Origin of the sequence: Legionella gresilensis (assembly GCF_900639865.1) — a bacterium.
Taxonomy (GTDB): Bacteria; Pseudomonadota; Gammaproteobacteria; order Legionellales; family Legionellaceae; genus Legionella_C; species Legionella_C gresilensis.
On the sequence record NZ_CAAAHX010000007.1, the window covers coordinates 167,094 to 182,868 of the forward strand.

Below are 15,775 nucleotides of genomic sequence, written 5' to 3' on the forward strand. Positions count from 1 at the left end.
AGATATTTTAATTCACTTAGTTCAGAAATTTTACCAACGTCAGGACTACCAGCTAATAAAGAGAAATTTGATTAATAAAAGTGTTTGGCTCTCATTTAAACCTCATACTTAAAGGGAAATTAAACTTGCTTCTTTTGGCGTATATAAATATATTTAAAGCTTTATAATTATGACATACAGGACGTTCAAAGCGCAGATTGCGCATGAAACTATAATTGAATATATAAAAGATAGCGTAAGTAAAACGACCGTTATTCAAGTAATTAATAAATTAAGCTTTGCTACTCTAACTGAGACGAGTATTAATGGTTATAGTCATCTCATAGATGCTATTCATTTAAGCTCGGTCATGACTGATATCAATGTTAAGGAAAAAATAAATTTTTTAATTGATATAATCTTAAAAAGAGCCCAATCCTTAGGAAAGGAAGCAGTTCTTTTTCTTTTAAAAACACCTTGTCATGGTGGTTTTACACCCTTTGGCTCCTTATTAAAAGAAGCGCATAAGGAAAATTTAGATACATTTCTCAATACTATTCATAATTTAATTAACAAAAAATATTTAACTTATCAAAACTATAAGGATATATTTTTTTACAACAGCAAACAGGGCATGAACGCTTTTTATATTCTGCTACGTAGTGAAAACAAAGAGAATTTTCAAACTTATCTTAATGAAATTCATTATAGTATTGATCAAGGAATAATAAGTGCTTCCGATTATATTAATTTTTTTCTTTTAGCAAATCAGCCTTCAATATTGCATCTTACTAATTTAATTAATTCAACTAATTTTCCTGTCTTGCTTGACGAAATAAATTATTTAATTGAGCAACAATGGTTAACTACAGAAAAATTTTGTGAATTTATGGGGAAACGCGATGTAAATGGCTACACTTTATTACATTCTATTATCAAAAATGAAGCTAATGTAACGAATTTAAAGTTAATACTAACTCAATTGAAAAAAGTAACTAAAGCTCAATGGTTAGAGCCTGAAAAATTAGCAGCTATTTTATTTGCTAAAACACCGCGCAGCTTTTCTATAATTCATTTAGCAGTATTTAATAATAATTTGAATGTTGCAAAAGAAGTATTGGCTTTTTTAAATGAATGTGTTCAAGAAAAATTAATTACAAAAAATCATTTTCAAACATTGTATTTGCAGTGCAATCAAACTGGGCTTAGTGTTTTTGCAAGCGCTATTAAAACGGGTAAATTAGAAAACGTAAAGTTATTTATAAATATAATACAACAAGCGGTTATGGATAAATGGTTATCATTTCGCTCTTGCCGTAAATTATTCTTTCAAGCAAGTAATATACGAACTACCCCTTTACATCTTGCTTTATTGAGTGAAAATCCAGCAATTATAGAAGAATATTTATTAGCTTTAAAAGTAGGTTTGATCAAAGGTTATTTTAAAGAAAGAGATATCAAAATATTATTTCAAAAGCCAGACAATAATAGTCGTACTCCATTGTACGAAGTAGTTCAAAGTCAGTCGCTGCCAAGAGTAAAATTTTTATTAGATCAATTAAAGAATCTTTGCTCTGTAGATGTTTATTTAACTATTTTAAATCAAAAAGTAGAAGGTAATTTAGTGGTGTGTCATGGTGATAGAAAAGTAGCTGGAAAGATCAATGCTCTTCTCAAACAGGAGAGAGAACTTAAACTAGTAGACTGTTTAGATTCTATCATAACTTATTCTGCTGATCGGTTCTTTAAAACTAATTTTATGAAAAATAAAACCAATTTAGAGAATGCTGACACATATGTCTTAGGGAAATTTTGTTAAAGGGGAGAATTATCAAGATTTAAGGAGAGGGAAAAATAGGAGGATATAAAACAATAGCTGGTTTGTAATTTTAATATAGTAAATAAAAGTGGCTGTTATATTTAATGTAAAAAATAAAATATTAACAGTCTTTTAATTTTCTTTTTTTAATAGCAAGGGTAATTGCATAATAAATTGCTCATTTATCTATTTATTTTATAATGCAATCCTGTTGTGCTAGTCTTAAGGTCTTAAATGATAATCAAAGAAATAGATAATCCTGGTAAAGGTAATTGCGCCTTTTATGCATTTGCAATCGGCTTAATTGATATTATTAAACATGAAATCGCTAGGGAAGGAGTAAGTGCAACTTTCCAAAAATTAAAAATTTTAAGTATGGAGGTACTTGATCTATCAGCTGATGCTTTTCCTATTAAATTAAATGAAATTAATGAATTTAATTTTAGCGATCAATCTATTTCATTGTTAAATAAAATTCAATACTGTTTTAGGCATATCATTTATAATCATCGTAAACGAGAGCTTTTTGATAAACCTTTAAATTCTCCAGATGAATTCCCTCCTACAGCATTTATAGATTTTACAGAAATGGTTCACTGTTTTGCTAAAAATGATTCAACAGATAATCATTACAATGGTCTTATTAATTCTTCTGCTGCACGTGAGTATGGTATAGAAGTGGCGAATAAAATTAAAGTGCTAAGACAACGAAGGGAGCGCTTAAGTCGATGGTATCCTGAAAATCCACAAGACAAAAACTATAATGATGCTAGAAGAAAGTATATGTTTAACAGCTTTGATGAACCCATTAATCGCTTGATCTTGGAAGCCTTTAAGGAAGATGTTTATATGAAGACTGAATCTTCCATACAACTTAAAAGTAATTCTTGTATTGTGGCTGCTATGAAAGACATTACAGTTAATTATCGTTGGGGTACGCATCGTGATTTAGATGATTTGGCTAATATATTTGAAATTAACTTTAATACCTTTAATTATGGGAGAAACAATTATTTATATGGTTCTGCCAATATAGCGAATCGACCCTCTATCACTTTAAATAATAGAAATAACGGCCATTGGACTACAAATTTAACATTTTTAGGCCACTTTAGAGGCAAACAATATGGGGACTTTTCTAAAGACAGCATACTAACTAAAGAGGAAATAAAAAATATTCTTTTAACTTATACCTCAGGTTGGAAAGCATTAATTACCACAAGACATCATTTACCAAAGGCTAAAGAGCTTATTAAAGACTGTGATAGCGAAAAGCAAAGCATTTTCGATATCCTTGTTAAATTAAATCAATATAGCAGTGATATAGAGTATGCTAGTAATAGCTCTTTTAAAAAACGTCTTGATTATATTTTAGCAAGAGCTAAATATAGCTTTTCAATCTCTGAGCAACCTATCAATGAATTGGTTGATAACGTAAGAGCTCAGATATAATTTAAAATTTATTATCATTTATAAGAAGTGGAATTTAGAATCCTCATAGACTCTTTATTCCCCTCTTATTTATATTTGAATTCATTTAACGCCAAACATCCTATCATGTTGGCGTTATCCTTTTATCGCCAGCAACGTAGAAATCCTCGAGCATTTATCCAGCAATCGGGTCGACCTGGAATAGGCGTAGCATAAGGGCCTGGATGATTAGGTACACAGCGGCCAAAGTAGGTCATATGATAACCAAAACCACAGCCTTGTGCTGCGAAACTTGTAGAAGAAGTAAATATTCCTAAAGTTAAAATAATACCCACACTTAAGGTGAATATTAATTTAGCTAAATAATTAGAATTGACTTCCATACCAATACTCCTTTTAAAGTATTATTCAACTTAATTATAGAGTTAATTTTAAAAATATGGATTATAAATTGATCAAAAAGATAAAAAAGTATTAATTTTTGGCTTTTCTTATTTAAATTTGATACGGCTAAAAATAACAAAAAATGTATTAATTATATGATTTATGTAAATTTTTTAAAATTAATTTATTTTTTAAAGATTTATTTAAGAAAGTCATGTTATAACAGTATCTCCCTAATAATAAGAAGAATTAAGGCTATGAGACGTTCTTTATCCGAATTAATTTGTGATGATTTAGAGGAATTGGCTTACTTTGGATCAGATGTAGTTGCAAGTGAGGAAGTTATCCGGTTCTTAATGACTATGTATCGAAATAAAAATACTTTAGGGGAAGTAGATGTAATCCATAAAATTCAGTTTCCAAATATACTTAAAGACATTTTGCAAGATAATGATACCTATATTAAAAACCAACATAACTTAGCTCTTTCCAATAATCATGTTCCTCGATTTAAACAATATCAATTTTTAATTGAAGTAGGACAGCGTAGTCAATCTCAGCAGCGACAACCTGATAAAGTGCATTATTGCGCAGTTGACTTATTTCTTGTCCCAGGTGAAAGGCCAGTTGCTTTTGTGGCGGATCATTATCGAGGGCATGATGGTTATTATCAAGAATTTCAGCAGGCAGCCCGCGAGCTTAATATTTTTTTTATCATAGCAGGAAACAGTGTTTATCAAGCAGATAGTGTACATTGTCCTGTTTTTTCTCTCTATCACCTCAGATTAACATTTCGGGATAATGATTTTATAGTTGATTTTTTGTTGGATATAACCAAAAGAAATAATGCTTGTGAGCATATTTTAATTAATTGGCATTTATTACCGCCAGATTATTTACTCTTATCGCAAAGTGTAAGTATGTTATGGAAATATATTGATGCGGTTAAACTGCGAGAGCAAATTAATGATGCATTGCCAAGTAAAGTATTAACGCAAGCGTTCTTTGATAAAAATTTAAGTATAGGACTCTATCCGGATAGACACGAGCAGGGAAAGATTCGTAATAGAAATATCAAATTGCTTGCGAATAAGATGGCGGGTGAAGCTGTGGTTCTTTTAGAACAAGAGAAAGAGGAATTCTATAATGAGTCAGTACTTACAAATATCTGTTATAAAGCGCGTTATCCATTACTGCACAAAGTATTAATGGCAGCTTTAACTATTTCATATGAATATACACAAATTCTAGATAATTCTGCAAATACGAATTTCGAGCCTCATCCTTTATTTGAGTTAACATTTTCTTATGCTAGTGTAATAGAAAAATGTTTAAAAAATAAAAGTTTTGCCAGCATTCTTAATAATCGTTCGGTTTTAATAGCTTTGCAATTGAATTGGATTAATCCATCTGATTTATTGAATACTCTTACCGAGCTTAGTAATGAACGCAAAGTTAATCGGGAAAATTGTAATTTTATTTTTAATAACTTAAATGGTTTTGCAAAAATTATAGAACGATTACTTAGCGATAATAAAACGCTTGATAAAGATCTTTTAAAACTCTTGCTATCTCCTAGAACGAAGGCGTTCTTTGAGAAAGAATCATTAGCTGATTTATTTATGAAAGGATTAATTGCAATAGAAAGCATTGAGCACATCCACCCTCATCAAATTGATAAAAATTATTATGCTCAATTAGAAGATGATAGTAAAAAAATAAATTATCTACATGATACCTTTCTTATACAGCAAGACGATATTTTTAGTTCTGATTCTTCTCAAGATTATGAAGATTTTGCCCTATTTGAGGTGCCTGAACCTACGGCCATTTCTGAATTAAGTTTATTACAAAAACCAGACTTAAATATTTCATTATTAGCACACTCTATGAGTAAGTTAATTTTTAATAATAAGCAAGAAAATATAACTGAAGGAGTTGATGATAATTCTAGTTCACAATTAATTGCTATTATCAGTAATTAATTGTGATTTAACCAAATAATCTATTTATTAGTAAATTGATTTTAGGGCTTAAGCCCTAAAATTTTATTTAAATTCAGGAGAAAGTTTAGGCTTTTTATTGGGAGGGTTATCTTCTAAAATCGTTGGCCTAAAAAATGTAGTAGGCACTTTTAAGGTACTAATTTGATTAGGGACTATCTTCATTTTAAATGCAACAGTTTCCTTAAGAGATGCTTCTAATACGTATTGATCTATGTAATTAATAATATCATCTGTCTGGAAAATGCCCTTCCTTTTAAGAACAGGCTGAATCTCACGAAACCAGATGCGTATAGCAGGGCTATGCAACCATTTAACCGCTAAATTCTCACTAATATTATAAAATTGCATTAATTGTGCAGTTTTAATAGCAGTTCGCGTATATAATTTTTCTAAGCAATAGTACGCTTTATCATAAGCTAAGCCATAAGTTCCCATTAATTGTTTAATAATGGATGATTTATTTTTTACTTCGCTAATATCATACACATGTTCGGCATACATGAGGCCATCTTTTTTGATAGCCTTTACCAAGTTTTTTATAAGTTTTTCATCTTGAATAAAAGATAGAGTATGTAGCGCTAGTGATTCATTTAGAAAGCGATGACTGCAATAGCCTTTATCATCCACGTCATTTAAACCAACTAAGTGATTACCCAACAGATCTGGTAATTCTTTAGCTTCATAATATTTTGCTACTAAAGCAATATGCCCATCTTGAGCTGCGCCAAGAAGAATCAATTCTAAAATTTTATTTTTTGTAGCTAGAATCTCTATATCGTTAGAAGAGGTAACTAAATTTATATTGCCTAATAATTGTTCAAGATGTATGCTGTCACCAGCACATACGCTAGCATAAAGTCGCTGTGTGTGATTATTACTTAATTGAGCTAGTTGATAAAATTTTTTTCTTCTTACCTCAGGAGCTAACATTTTAAAATGTTCTAATTCGGTATCAATTTGAAACTGTGCCTTTAATTTTTCTGCAGCTTCAATTTGGGAGTTTTCAATTAAGGCTTGTAGAACATATTCAGGACCTGCGCCAAATTGATTAATAAGTTTGAGGGCTTTGTCAATATGGCCATCTGATACTAATTTCGCGGCAACAGTAGAAAAATTCTCATTGTTTTCTTTTTCATCAATACATGCTCCCTGTTTTAATAATAATACTAATGCTTGATCGTCATTAATTAGGGCACATTCATACATTTGATTAAAGAAAGACATTTTAATACATCCTATAAAACAAATTGCTGAGGGTAGCGTTTTCTTAATCGTTTTTCAAAGAGATTTTATTGACACTCTGTAAAAAAATTAAACCTTATCTTGGCCGTTCTTATTTTATCCAAATAAAATTGACATAGACATATAGTTGATTTAGGATTTTGAGCTTAATCACCAGGGGTGCTTTGTATAACAAAGCTGAGAAATACCCTTATAACCTGCACTGGATAATGCCTGCGGAGGGAGAGTGAGTTTTGTTTAGATTAGGCTTTTTTAGCTAGTCGTTCATTGCTCTTTTTGCTCCAAAGTTAGGAGAATGCAATGAATATAGCTGCTCTTGATCTTTGCTTAGTCACGCAAATAAATAATCAATCTATAGATGATTATCTTCAATTTATTGAATTGACTGTAAAAGGTGGTGTTACCTTAGTCCAACTTAGAGATAAGGTTAATCCTTTATCCAAGATACGTCCCTTAGCCCTTGCATTAAAATCCTTATTAGCCAGATTACATATTCCATTTATTATTAATGATTACGTGACACTCGCCTTAGAAATTGATGCAGATGGGGTGCACTTAGGTCAGTCTGACATGCCGCCTGAGCAGGCTCGTCGTTTACTTGGGCCAACTAAAATAATTGGGTATTCTGTTGAATCTTACGCTGAACTTACACACGCCAACCAGTTAAATTGCATAGACTACATTGCTGCTAGTGCAGTCTTTCCTAGTCAAACTAAAACTGATTGTAAAACTATTTGGAATTTAGAGGGTTTAAGACAACTTGCAACTCTTTCTAAACATCCCGTCTTAGCAATTGGAGGAATTAATGTTCATAACGTCATGCAAGTTATTAGGCATGGTGCCTGCGGTGTTGCTGTAGTTAGTGCACTTCACGAACAGGTAAATCCTTTCATTGTTGCAAAAGAATTAATTCGCAATATTTACAAGGTGAAATTTAATGCAGTATGAAACAGTCTATATGATGGTAAAGCGTATTAAAGAAAGAAAACCACTGATTTTAAACATTACCAATCAGGTTACGATAGAATTTGTTGCTAATGGATTATTAAGTTTAGGCGCTTCCCCTATAATGACTATGGCAACGGTTGAAATTGACGCTTTAGTTCATTTAGCAGATGCGGTCGTCATTAATATTGGTACTCTCAATGATGAATTTATTACTTTATGTGATAGAGCTTGTTTAGTAGCAAATGAATTAGGTAAGCCTATTATTCTTGATCCTGTCGGTGCTGGAGCAAGTTTATATCGCACAGAAACATGTTTACATCTTTTAAAGCACTATCACTTCTCCGTCATACGCGGTAATGCCAGTGAAGTTGGCGCGTTATGTAACTTTAATCATACAACTAAAGGGGTTGATACCAGTATTACCACAGCAGAGGTTATAAAGGCAGCAAAATACCTTTCAGTAGATAAGCAGACCGTAATTGTTATTAGCGGCCAAACTGATGCCGTGATGCAAGATGATCAAGTTACCTTATTGCATAGAGGTTCTGAGGTAATGCCTTTAATTACAGGCTCCGGTTGCCTGTTAACAGCTGTCATAGGCGCATTCCAAGCAGCGCATGATCATCCTTATATTGCCGCTTGTGCGGCTGTCATGTTTTATGGAATTTGTGGTGAGCTGGCTGCTCGAGTAGCAGAAGGCCCAGGTTCTTTTAAAGTTCATTTTCTAGACGCCCTAGCAAAATTTCCAGGACGAGGTGATTATGATGAAGAATAATCTTGCTTGTGTTTTAAGTATTGCAGGAACAGATCCCTCCGGAGGAGCGGGAATTAATGCAGATATTAAAGCTATTTCAGCTACTGGAGGCTATGCTGCAGCCGTAATTACCGCCTTGGTTGCACAAAATACCCAGGGTGTGCAATTTATTCAACCTGTTGACGCTGACTTTGTAGATAAGCAAATGGTATCCGTCTTAAGTGATTTAACCATACAAGCTATCAAAATAGGCATGTTACATGATGAACATATTATCAATATTGTTTATAAAACGTTAAAAAAATTTAAACATATACCAATCATACTTGACCCAGTGATGGTTGCTAAAGATGGATCTCATTTATTGCAATTAAAAACGCTTAATCATCTTAAAGAAAAACTATTAAGGCTAGCCTCTTTAGTTACACCAAACTTATTTGAAGCAGAACACTTATTAGATGAAAAAATTAACAATAAAGCTGAAATGCAAGCTGCGGCTACTACTTTAGGTCAAACATTGCAAGTTAATGTCCTTCTTAAAGGTGGGCATCTTAAGGAGCAGCAGTGTTCAGATGTTTTTTATAGTCTACAAGAAGATACTTGTTATTGGTTTCGGGAGAAGCGCGTCATAACAACAAACACACATGGAACTGGATGTACTTTATCTGCAGCTATTGCCTCTTACTTCGCTCAAGGATTTTCTCTTCTAAAAGCAATTGAGAAAGCAAAGTATTATTTAACCCAGGCCATTATATCTGGAAAACGATATCACATAGGTCAAGGTTTTGGTCCTGTGGATCATTTTTATTTTTTGGAGAATCGATTACATGATATTTAAAGATATGGCGCAAGCAACGAATGAAATACAAATAAAAATTCATCACCATCCTTTTAATATTCAACTTGCAGAAGGAACACTTCCGAAAGATATTTTCATTTTTTATTTAATACAGGATGCTTTATACTTGGCAGACTATTCGCGCGCTTTATCTATAACGGCCGCGAGATTACCTCGTAATCCTCATACCCAACAATTTATACAATTTGCTCTAGATGCAATTAAAGCGGAACGTGAACTTCATTTAAGTTACCTTAGTCAAGTTTCCTTCCCTAATTATGTAGATGAAGCTAATCCGGCTTGTTTTATGTATACCAATTATCTACTTCGCATGGCAAGTCTTGCATCAGTTGAGGAAGCGGTTGCAAGTTTATTACCTTGTTTTTTTATTTATCATGAAGTAGGAAAAAGTATGGTCGCCAATCTTTGGCAAACCCATCCTTATTATAATTGGATAGCTTTGTATTCGAGTGAGGAGTTTGCAACATCGGTGCGAATTGCTATTGAGATTACCAATGAATTAGGAGGTGAATCCTCAAAAACTACAAAATTTAAAATGATTCAGGCTTTTGTGAAGTCCACACAATTAGAATGGTACTTTTGGCAGGGTGCTTACAAGCAAGAAAAATGGTAAGAACAAAAATCATTCGCTATAGTTAATATGTTTGCTCAACAAGAAATAAAATTAGCATAGAAATTGGTATTAAGCCTGAAGTAGTAGCCGAATTACAACATCGGGGTCATTGCATTATACCAAGTCCTACTCTCATCTATGGTGGGGGACAAGCTATTTACTGTCTTAAGGAAGGTTATTTTGCAGCCTCAGATCCTAGAAAAGATGGGCATGCAATCGGATTTGAGTGAAGGTTTAAAAGTAAGTAGCCTTAGTATAATTTTTTAAAAATAAAAGTGCCCCCCCTAAAATGGCAATGATTGCTAATAAAATTAAGGAGAGTTTCACCATAATAGCAGCTAATAATCCGCCTAAGATACCTGATAAAGACTCTGCTAATACTTGCAATGATTGATTATTACCCATAACCTTACCTTGTTCTTCGCTAGGACTTGAGATAGACAGTAAAGTAGCACAAGCAGGTAAGCAAATGGCTAATGCCATCGAAGTTAAAAACAAGGTAAGCCATAAAAATTTTTCTTGATTCGGTATAATAATTAAAATCATAAAAATTCCCGTCAAAAGGGCGGAAACAATAGTCATACTTTTAGCCGAATAACGTCTAGATAAAAAACCAGTTAACCATAAATTAGCAAGTATAATTGGCACCGCAACCCAGGCAATAAATTTAGAAAGTTGACCTACCTGCATATGAAATTCATCAACTAAATACATGGGATAACAGCGAAAAAAACCAAAAATAGCTAGATATAATAAGAAATTAATGAGAAATAAAAATCGCAATTTTTTCTCCGTAAACACGGTAGTAAAATTGGTTAATAATTCGGAATAATTAATTTTTTCTTTTTCTTTGGGAGACACTAAAGTTTCTTTGAAGGTGAAAATAATAAAAACCAATAAAATGATTAAGCTAATACAACAAAGCTCGAATGGGGTACTGTAATTAAACCAGGAAACTAATCTTGAGTTTGCAAGACTTCCTCCTACTAAAGGGCCAATAATGTAAGCTAAACTAGCGCTAAGATAAATATAGCCAAAGAGGGTACTGCGTTCAGTTTCGCTGGCTATATCAGCAATAGCGCCTTGTGACACAACAATATTTCCTTCACTAAGTCCTGCTAAAAAGAGGCTAATCATTAATAAGGTTAGATTTTGGAAATATAAGGAGGCTGTGATTAGAAAATAGAAAATAGTAGTTAACGCAATCGAAATTATTAATATTTTTCTACGCCCATAAAAATCAGAAAGCATACCAAGTAGTGGGGAGCCTAAAAACTGTCCTAAAGGGTATAGGGCTAATAAAATTCCTAATAATATTGTACGATAGTGCATGGAACTGCCTGCAGAAACAAAGCCATGAGCATGAAGAATCATCGGCGTAAAGACCGTTATCATTAAGCTATAGCCAACAAAGCCAAAAAAAATAACAAAATATAGAGGCAAAACTTCCAATAATGATTTTCTTTTGCTAGGTAAGGTTTCCAGAGAGTCCATAATTTCTCTAATAGGTGTTTTCACTTAGAATACTTTAAGCATAGCAAATTACATTGCTATGCTTATCCTCTAGGCTTAATTTAATTTTTTCTAAATTTTTCTGTTCAAATTGATTATAGTTGTGCTATACAATCATTTTTATGGTCAATTTGATTGTTGTTATACTATGTCAAAGATTAAAGTTGCTGTTACTGATAGTCCGGAAGTAGGAAGCCGAAGCGCACCTTCACTTAAAAAGTCATTTGCTTCTGTAAACTGTGATGTTGTTGATGCTGATTTCAGAGTTATGATGAGAGACATACCTAAAGAAGTATTTGAAGAGGCATATAAAACTAAGGAGGGTCGTAAAAAACTCTTTTTACATGCTAAATATATGGCTACTAAAATTCTTGATAAAGTCGATTGCTTAGCATTATCAGGAAATGTAGCAATGATTGATCCCTCTTTATTTAACAAGCTACCTGATACTGATAATAATTTTACTTATGATTTATCCCGAACAATTGCAGAGTTAGCCTTAGTACATGTTGCAACACAGCGAGGGATGCCTATAATGGGGATTTGCGGAGGTTATGAAGCAATTGCTGTTTATTATGATAGTACATTGAGATCATTAACCCCGGCTGAGTTAAAGCAACAAGGGTATATGGCTTATGATAAAATTATTTTTAATACACAATCTATTTTAGGCCAACTTTTTAATCCTGATGAAAAACCTTTATCTTCTAATTCACCAACGGTAGTAGGAAATTTTTTTGGTGCCCATAAGCAAATTGTTGATAAGCTAAAGCCATCGTATTTAAAGGTAACAGGTAGGGCGAGTGATGGTAAATTAATTGAGGCAATTGAAGGAAAGTATGGGGCGCCTTTAATTGGAATGCAATTTCACCCAGAAATTACAATACACGGCGTATTCCCTAATGCTAGTGATATGGGCCCAGAATCGGAAAAAAAAATTTCCCTAAAATTATTTCATTTTTTCTTTAAAGCTGCAGAAACCTATAACAATAAAAAAAGAGTTAATAATTTATTAAAAAAAGTCACTTCAGTGTTTTCAGAAGTAACTCCCAACATAGAAAAAGACCCTATAAGAGTCAAGAATTCCATTAAGGAAAATAATAAAGCCACTATCAAAGGACATAGATTGAGTGTCGTTAAAGCTGAATCTATAGGGCAAGATAATACCCCGTCTAAAACCCTATTAAATAACCCAGCAATATTTTGGCAGGGAAAAAAAAGACTTTATTCAGAATTAGATAATGTACAATGTAATCAAGTAGTACTAGCCAATACCATGTGAGAATTCAACTTCTAAGGTTTGGCCGTAAAATAAAATTATTGGTTAATTGGCCTAGCATAAAGAAGGTTGGCATTTTAATATTAATGTCTCAGATTCAGAGTTAAACTCACTTTTATCTAATTTTAAACTGGTTTTTTGACTTTCTTGCTCAGCAAATAGAGAGCTAACTTGTGGGCCAGTGCTTGCTAATCGAGAAGAAATCGAAGCTTTGTGCTTTAAAATCAAAATCCTGATTTTATTTAAACTAGTGAAAGTGAACGAGGAATCTTTACACTCCATATTTCCTAAGCTGGCGTTATGATATAATTGCTGGTCTGCTTCTTTTAGGCGCTCTGATTGCGCAAAATCAAGGCTCTTCAACGCTGAATTTAGCGACTTACAAGCAAATTCTAATTCGCCTTTTTCTTTCAAGTAGATTCCGTAATAAAAATAGGCCTCGGTTAACATAAAGTAGGCGTAAGAGCCATAATAGGGAAGAATATTTTGTTTAATATTTTTAATAATATCGCGGAATTGGAGTTTAACGTCATCGGTTGGCGTATTATTAAAATTAGCTTTTATATTCTCATATAGATAAGCGTAATAACGTTGGCAAGCATGGACGGAATTAAAAATTATAGCTTGCTTCAGATAATTTATTTCTATTTGCGAGTAATTTACCTTTAATATTTCAGCTGTTTTAAGGGCTTTATAATAATAGAAAATACCTAAAAATAGCTCAAGTGCATTTTTACAAGGTTGTAGGAATAAGGAATTGCCAGAATCCTGAGTAATTAATAATCCATAAGTACTCCAGCACGAGAACCAGGTATTTTTAAATTGAGCTAAGTTGCATACTTTCTTAAATCTGTCATTTACCGTAGCTAATTTAGCAATGAAGTCAAAGTGTTTGCCATCAGCTATTAATTTTTTTACTTGTTCAATTTGCTGAGTAACTTCCATCGCTTCAAATTCTTTTAAGAAATTTTCTGCCAGATTTAAAGAGTCACTTTCTAAAAATTCAGTTAATGTTTGTACTTTTTTAGATTCTACTTGAAAAAAAGAGCCAGGCATTACAAGTTATCCTAGATAACAACTAGAGCTAATTGTACATGAAAATTCACTAAAAAATCCTTAAAAGGAATGAATGAAGAGAAGTTTATTTAAAATGTAACGTAATAACTTATCAATTTTTATTTATTGCCCAGCTTGTCGGCACTCATTTGTGGCAGTTTCGCTACATAGCTGTATACAGTTCTTACCACTAGCTTGCTCGCATTTTTGAGTACAATCAGCTAAAACCTGCTGTATACAGCGGCTTTGAGCACTTTTATCTTCCTGTAAATTAAACTCAGCATTGGAATTAGCATGACCTATTGCAAGGTAAATTAATCCTAAAAAGCAACCACTAGATATTTTCTGCATACATATTCTCCATCCTGAAGTGAGCAAGTTAATATAATTAATAACTACAAATAAATTATCAAATATTCATTATCCAATTATAGATCAACTAAAAATGAGCAAAAAATGAGCGGCAAATTAAAAAATAAACTTTTAAATTATTGCGCAATAGAGCTTACTTACACATAAATTAATCGAAATGTTAACTTATAACTAATAGATTAAGTGTTTTTTGCAAGCTCTATTTATATAGATGTTATATTTTATTTACCTATTTTATTTATTGCAGGCCCTTGGAGGTAGCAGATACTGTATTAGGTAAATCGCTAATATTTTTTTCATCATCAATAGCATATAATCCTATCTTTTTAAGTGTAGCTGTAGGACTTAAGCTTACTGGAGATGGAGTATAGATTTTCTCCAATCGATCAATTTGTCCTTCCCCGCGCGTTAAAAGCTCAGCGTAACGCTCATTAGACAATCTTAATTCTTCTTCAACAGCAAAAAGTTTATTTTTTATCTCCTGATTACTATCTATAAGTTGGTTAAGTCCTTTCGATCGATCAGTAAGAAATTCATGTATCCGATTGTGAAATTCAGCTTGTTGGGACTCATCAGAATTTAAAGTTTTAAATAATTCATCTGCCGTTGCTCGTAATGCTTGCGCAACTAGATTAGCTTGCTCTAAATCAAGGCCCATTTTAGTTTTAACATCATCGAGTTCTAAAATTTTAGCTGATAATTGAGCTTGCGATTCATCATAATCTTTAATTGTTTTTTCTAATTGTAATTTATTTCGCTCTAATAATTTTTTATGCTCTTCAACAGCGTTAGAAAAATTTGCAGACGTTTTTTGTAGCTCTTCTTTTGTTATATCTAATTGTTGTTCGACATCAACTAAATGGCTAACTTGTGATTTTAATTGTTCAACCTGCTGGCTTAATTCTTGTACAAGCGCTGTTAAATGCTCATTTTCTGTTTGAAATTTAGTTATTTCAATCGCTAAATCTTGTCTTATTTGATCAAGCGATTCAATGACGGTACCTAGCGTATCCGCTAAACTTAAAATACCTTTTTTAAGATCACTTTTATCGTTTTGGCTTTGCTGATGGTGGTTATCTAATAAAAAACTGCTTCCTACAAAAGCGAGTAATGAAAATAAACTTATAACTATCAGTACTAAAAGATGCGTAATAATACTAATGACTAAAAGAGGCACAAAGATAATCGAACCTGCTATAACTTTTTGCCACCAGGGTAATTCACCCCAAAATTTTGCTGCTCTTGATAAGATACTTTTATTTTGAGCAAATGCATCAATCATCTTATCCAACTCTATTTTAATTTTTGCTAATTGTTCTTTAGTTGAGGTAATTTGATTAAGTTTAGCTTGCTCTTCAACCTGAGCGTCTTCTGGGGTCGGGTTATTAAGATCTGAAATAGAATTTTCGGGTAGATTTATTATTTTTTCTTCTGGGTTGTTTTTAATATCTTGGGTATTCATTCCATGTATTCCTTTATTTTTGTTATGATAAAAACAACTTAATTTTTAAGAAACTGAAC

14 protein-coding genes and 1 riboswitch are annotated in these 15,775 nt (G+C 32.4%); of the genes, 8 read left to right on the forward strand and 6 right to left on the reverse strand.

Annotated features, from left to right (window positions below):
* The first annotated feature begins 169 nt into the window (after positions 1-169).
* Together E1P04_RS10700 and E1P04_RS10705 are read left to right on the forward strand one after the other, a co-directional pair.
* The gene (locus E1P04_RS10700; RefSeq protein ID WP_131782896.1) at positions 170-1,798 is read left to right on the forward strand and encodes a hypothetical protein; all 1,629 of its coding nucleotides are present in this window, start codon (positions 170-172) and stop codon (positions 1,796-1,798) included.
* Positions 1,799-2,032: 234 nt separating this feature from the next.
* A complete protein-coding gene (locus E1P04_RS10705) occupies positions 2,033-3,250 on the forward strand; it encodes a hypothetical protein (RefSeq protein WP_131782897.1) in 1,218 nt (405 codons plus the stop codon).
* Positions 3,251-3,372: 122 nt separating this feature from the next.
* On the opposite strand, the gene E1P04_RS10710 is transcribed toward E1P04_RS10705, so the two are convergent.
* The gene (locus E1P04_RS10710) at positions 3,373-3,612 is read right to left on the reverse strand and encodes a GCG_CRPN prefix-to-repeats domain-containing protein (RefSeq protein WP_131782898.1); all 240 of its coding nucleotides are present in this window, start codon (positions 3,610-3,612) and stop codon (positions 3,373-3,375) included.
* A 258-nt stretch (positions 3,613-3,870) separates the two neighbouring features.
* On the opposite strand from E1P04_RS10710, the gene E1P04_RS10715 reads away from it, so the two are divergent.
* A complete protein-coding gene (locus E1P04_RS10715) occupies positions 3,871-5,598 on the forward strand; it encodes a hypothetical protein (protein ID WP_131782899.1) in 1,728 nt (575 codons plus the stop codon).
* 63 nt (positions 5,599-5,661) lie between these two features.
* Here the strand turns inward: E1P04_RS10715 and E1P04_RS10720 are convergent, their stop codons facing one another.
* Positions 5,662-6,843, reverse strand: coding sequence for a hypothetical protein (locus E1P04_RS10720; protein WP_131782900.1), 1,182 nt, complete (start codon positions 6,841-6,843; stop codon positions 5,662-5,664).
* Between the two features lie 163 nt (positions 6,844-7,006).
* Positions 7,007-7,103: riboswitch (TPP riboswitch) on the forward strand.
* Positions 7,104-7,161: 58 nt separating this feature from the next.
* Here E1P04_RS10720 and thiE point away from each other — a divergent pair.
* Genes thiE through E1P04_RS10740 form a run of 4 tightly spaced genes read left to right on the forward strand, consistent with a single transcriptional unit; the run spans position 7,162 to position 10,035 of the window.
* Positions 7,162-7,809, forward strand: a complete 648-nt coding sequence (gene thiE, locus E1P04_RS10725) for a thiamine phosphate synthase (protein WP_131782901.1) — start codon at positions 7,162-7,164, stop codon at positions 7,807-7,809.
* Positions 7,799-8,584: a hydroxyethylthiazole kinase gene (gene thiM / locus E1P04_RS10730; protein WP_131782902.1), complete on the forward strand. Its 786-nt coding sequence runs from the start codon at positions 7,799-7,801 to the stop codon at positions 8,582-8,584. Before thiE ends, thiM begins: the two co-directional genes overlap by 11 nt.
* Positions 8,571-9,401 carry a bifunctional hydroxymethylpyrimidine kinase/phosphomethylpyrimidine kinase gene (gene thiD / locus E1P04_RS10735; RefSeq protein ID WP_131782903.1) on the forward strand — a complete coding sequence of 277 codons (831 nt, stop codon included), beginning with the start codon at positions 8,571-8,573 and terminating at the stop codon, positions 9,399-9,401. The genes thiM and thiD overlap by 14 nt, the downstream gene beginning before the upstream one ends.
* The gene (locus E1P04_RS10740; protein ID WP_131782904.1) at positions 9,391-10,035 is read left to right on the forward strand and encodes a TenA family protein; all 645 of its coding nucleotides are present in this window, start codon (positions 9,391-9,393) and stop codon (positions 10,033-10,035) included. Before thiD ends, E1P04_RS10740 begins: the two co-directional genes overlap by 11 nt.
* A 234-nt stretch (positions 10,036-10,269) precedes the next feature.
* On the opposite strand, the gene E1P04_RS10745 is transcribed toward E1P04_RS10740, so the two are convergent.
* Positions 10,270-11,553: an MFS transporter gene (locus E1P04_RS10745; protein ID WP_165482752.1), complete on the reverse strand. Its 1,284-nt coding sequence runs from the start codon at positions 11,551-11,553 to the stop codon at positions 10,270-10,272.
* Positions 11,554-11,695: 142 nt separating this feature from the next.
* On the opposite strand from E1P04_RS10745, the gene E1P04_RS10750 reads away from it, so the two are divergent.
* On the forward strand, positions 11,696-12,829 hold the full coding sequence (locus E1P04_RS10750; protein WP_131782906.1) for a gamma-glutamyl-gamma-aminobutyrate hydrolase family protein: 1,134 nt from the start codon (positions 11,696-11,698) through the stop codon (positions 12,827-12,829).
* A gap of 51 nt (positions 12,830-12,880) precedes the next feature.
* Here the strand turns inward: E1P04_RS10750 and E1P04_RS10755 are convergent, their stop codons facing one another.
* From E1P04_RS10755 to E1P04_RS10765, 3 genes are all read right to left on the reverse strand, one after another.
* Positions 12,881-13,882 (reverse strand): DUF5630 domain-containing protein, encoded by a 1,002-nt coding sequence (locus E1P04_RS10755; protein WP_131782907.1) that lies wholly within the window; start codon positions 13,880-13,882, stop codon positions 12,881-12,883.
* A gap of 123 nt (positions 13,883-14,005) precedes the next feature.
* Positions 14,006-14,233, reverse strand: coding sequence for a hypothetical protein (locus tag E1P04_RS10760; RefSeq protein WP_131782908.1), 228 nt, complete (start codon positions 14,231-14,233; stop codon positions 14,006-14,008).
* Between the two features lie 259 nt (positions 14,234-14,492).
* Positions 14,493-15,716, reverse strand: coding sequence for a LegC2/C7 family Dot/Icm T4SS effector (locus tag E1P04_RS10765; RefSeq protein WP_131782909.1), 1,224 nt, complete (start codon positions 15,714-15,716; stop codon positions 14,493-14,495).
* Positions 15,717-15,775 lie beyond the last annotated feature (59 nt).

Coding starts and splice junctions, on each gene's coding strand:
- E1P04_RS10750 (WP_131782906.1), top strand. CDS start 11,696: ATGTCAAAGATTAAAGTTGCTGTTACTGATAGTCCGGAAGTAGGAAGC.
- thiM (WP_131782902.1), top strand. CDS start 7,799: ATGCAGTATGAAACAGTCTATATGATGGTAAAGCGTATTAAAGAAAGA.
- E1P04_RS10720 (WP_131782900.1), bottom strand. CDS start 6,843: ATGTCTTTCTTTAATCAAATGTATGAATGTGCCCTAATTAATGACGAT.
- E1P04_RS10705 (WP_131782897.1), top strand. CDS start 2,033: ATGATAATCAAAGAAATAGATAATCCTGGTAAAGGTAATTGCGCCTTT.
- E1P04_RS10700 (WP_131782896.1), top strand. CDS start 170: ATGACATACAGGACGTTCAAAGCGCAGATTGCGCATGAAACTATAATT.
- E1P04_RS10765 (WP_131782909.1), bottom strand. CDS start 15,716: ATGAATACCCAAGATATTAAAAACAACCCAGAAGAAAAAATAATAAAT.
- E1P04_RS10710 (WP_131782898.1), bottom strand. CDS start 3,612: ATGGAAGTCAATTCTAATTATTTAGCTAAATTAATATTCACCTTAAGT.
- E1P04_RS10755 (WP_131782907.1), bottom strand. CDS start 13,882: ATGCCTGGCTCTTTTTTTCAAGTAGAATCTAAAAAAGTACAAACATTA.
- E1P04_RS10760 (WP_131782908.1), bottom strand. CDS start 14,233: ATGCAGAAAATATCTAGTGGTTGCTTTTTAGGATTAATTTACCTTGCA.
- E1P04_RS10715 (WP_131782899.1), top strand. CDS start 3,871: ATGAGACGTTCTTTATCCGAATTAATTTGTGATGATTTAGAGGAATTG.
- E1P04_RS10740 (WP_131782904.1), top strand. CDS start 9,391: ATGATATTTAAAGATATGGCGCAAGCAACGAATGAAATACAAATAAAA.
- thiD (WP_131782903.1), top strand. CDS start 8,571: ATGATGAAGAATAATCTTGCTTGTGTTTTAAGTATTGCAGGAACAGAT.
- thiE (WP_131782901.1), top strand. CDS start 7,162: ATGAATATAGCTGCTCTTGATCTTTGCTTAGTCACGCAAATAAATAAT.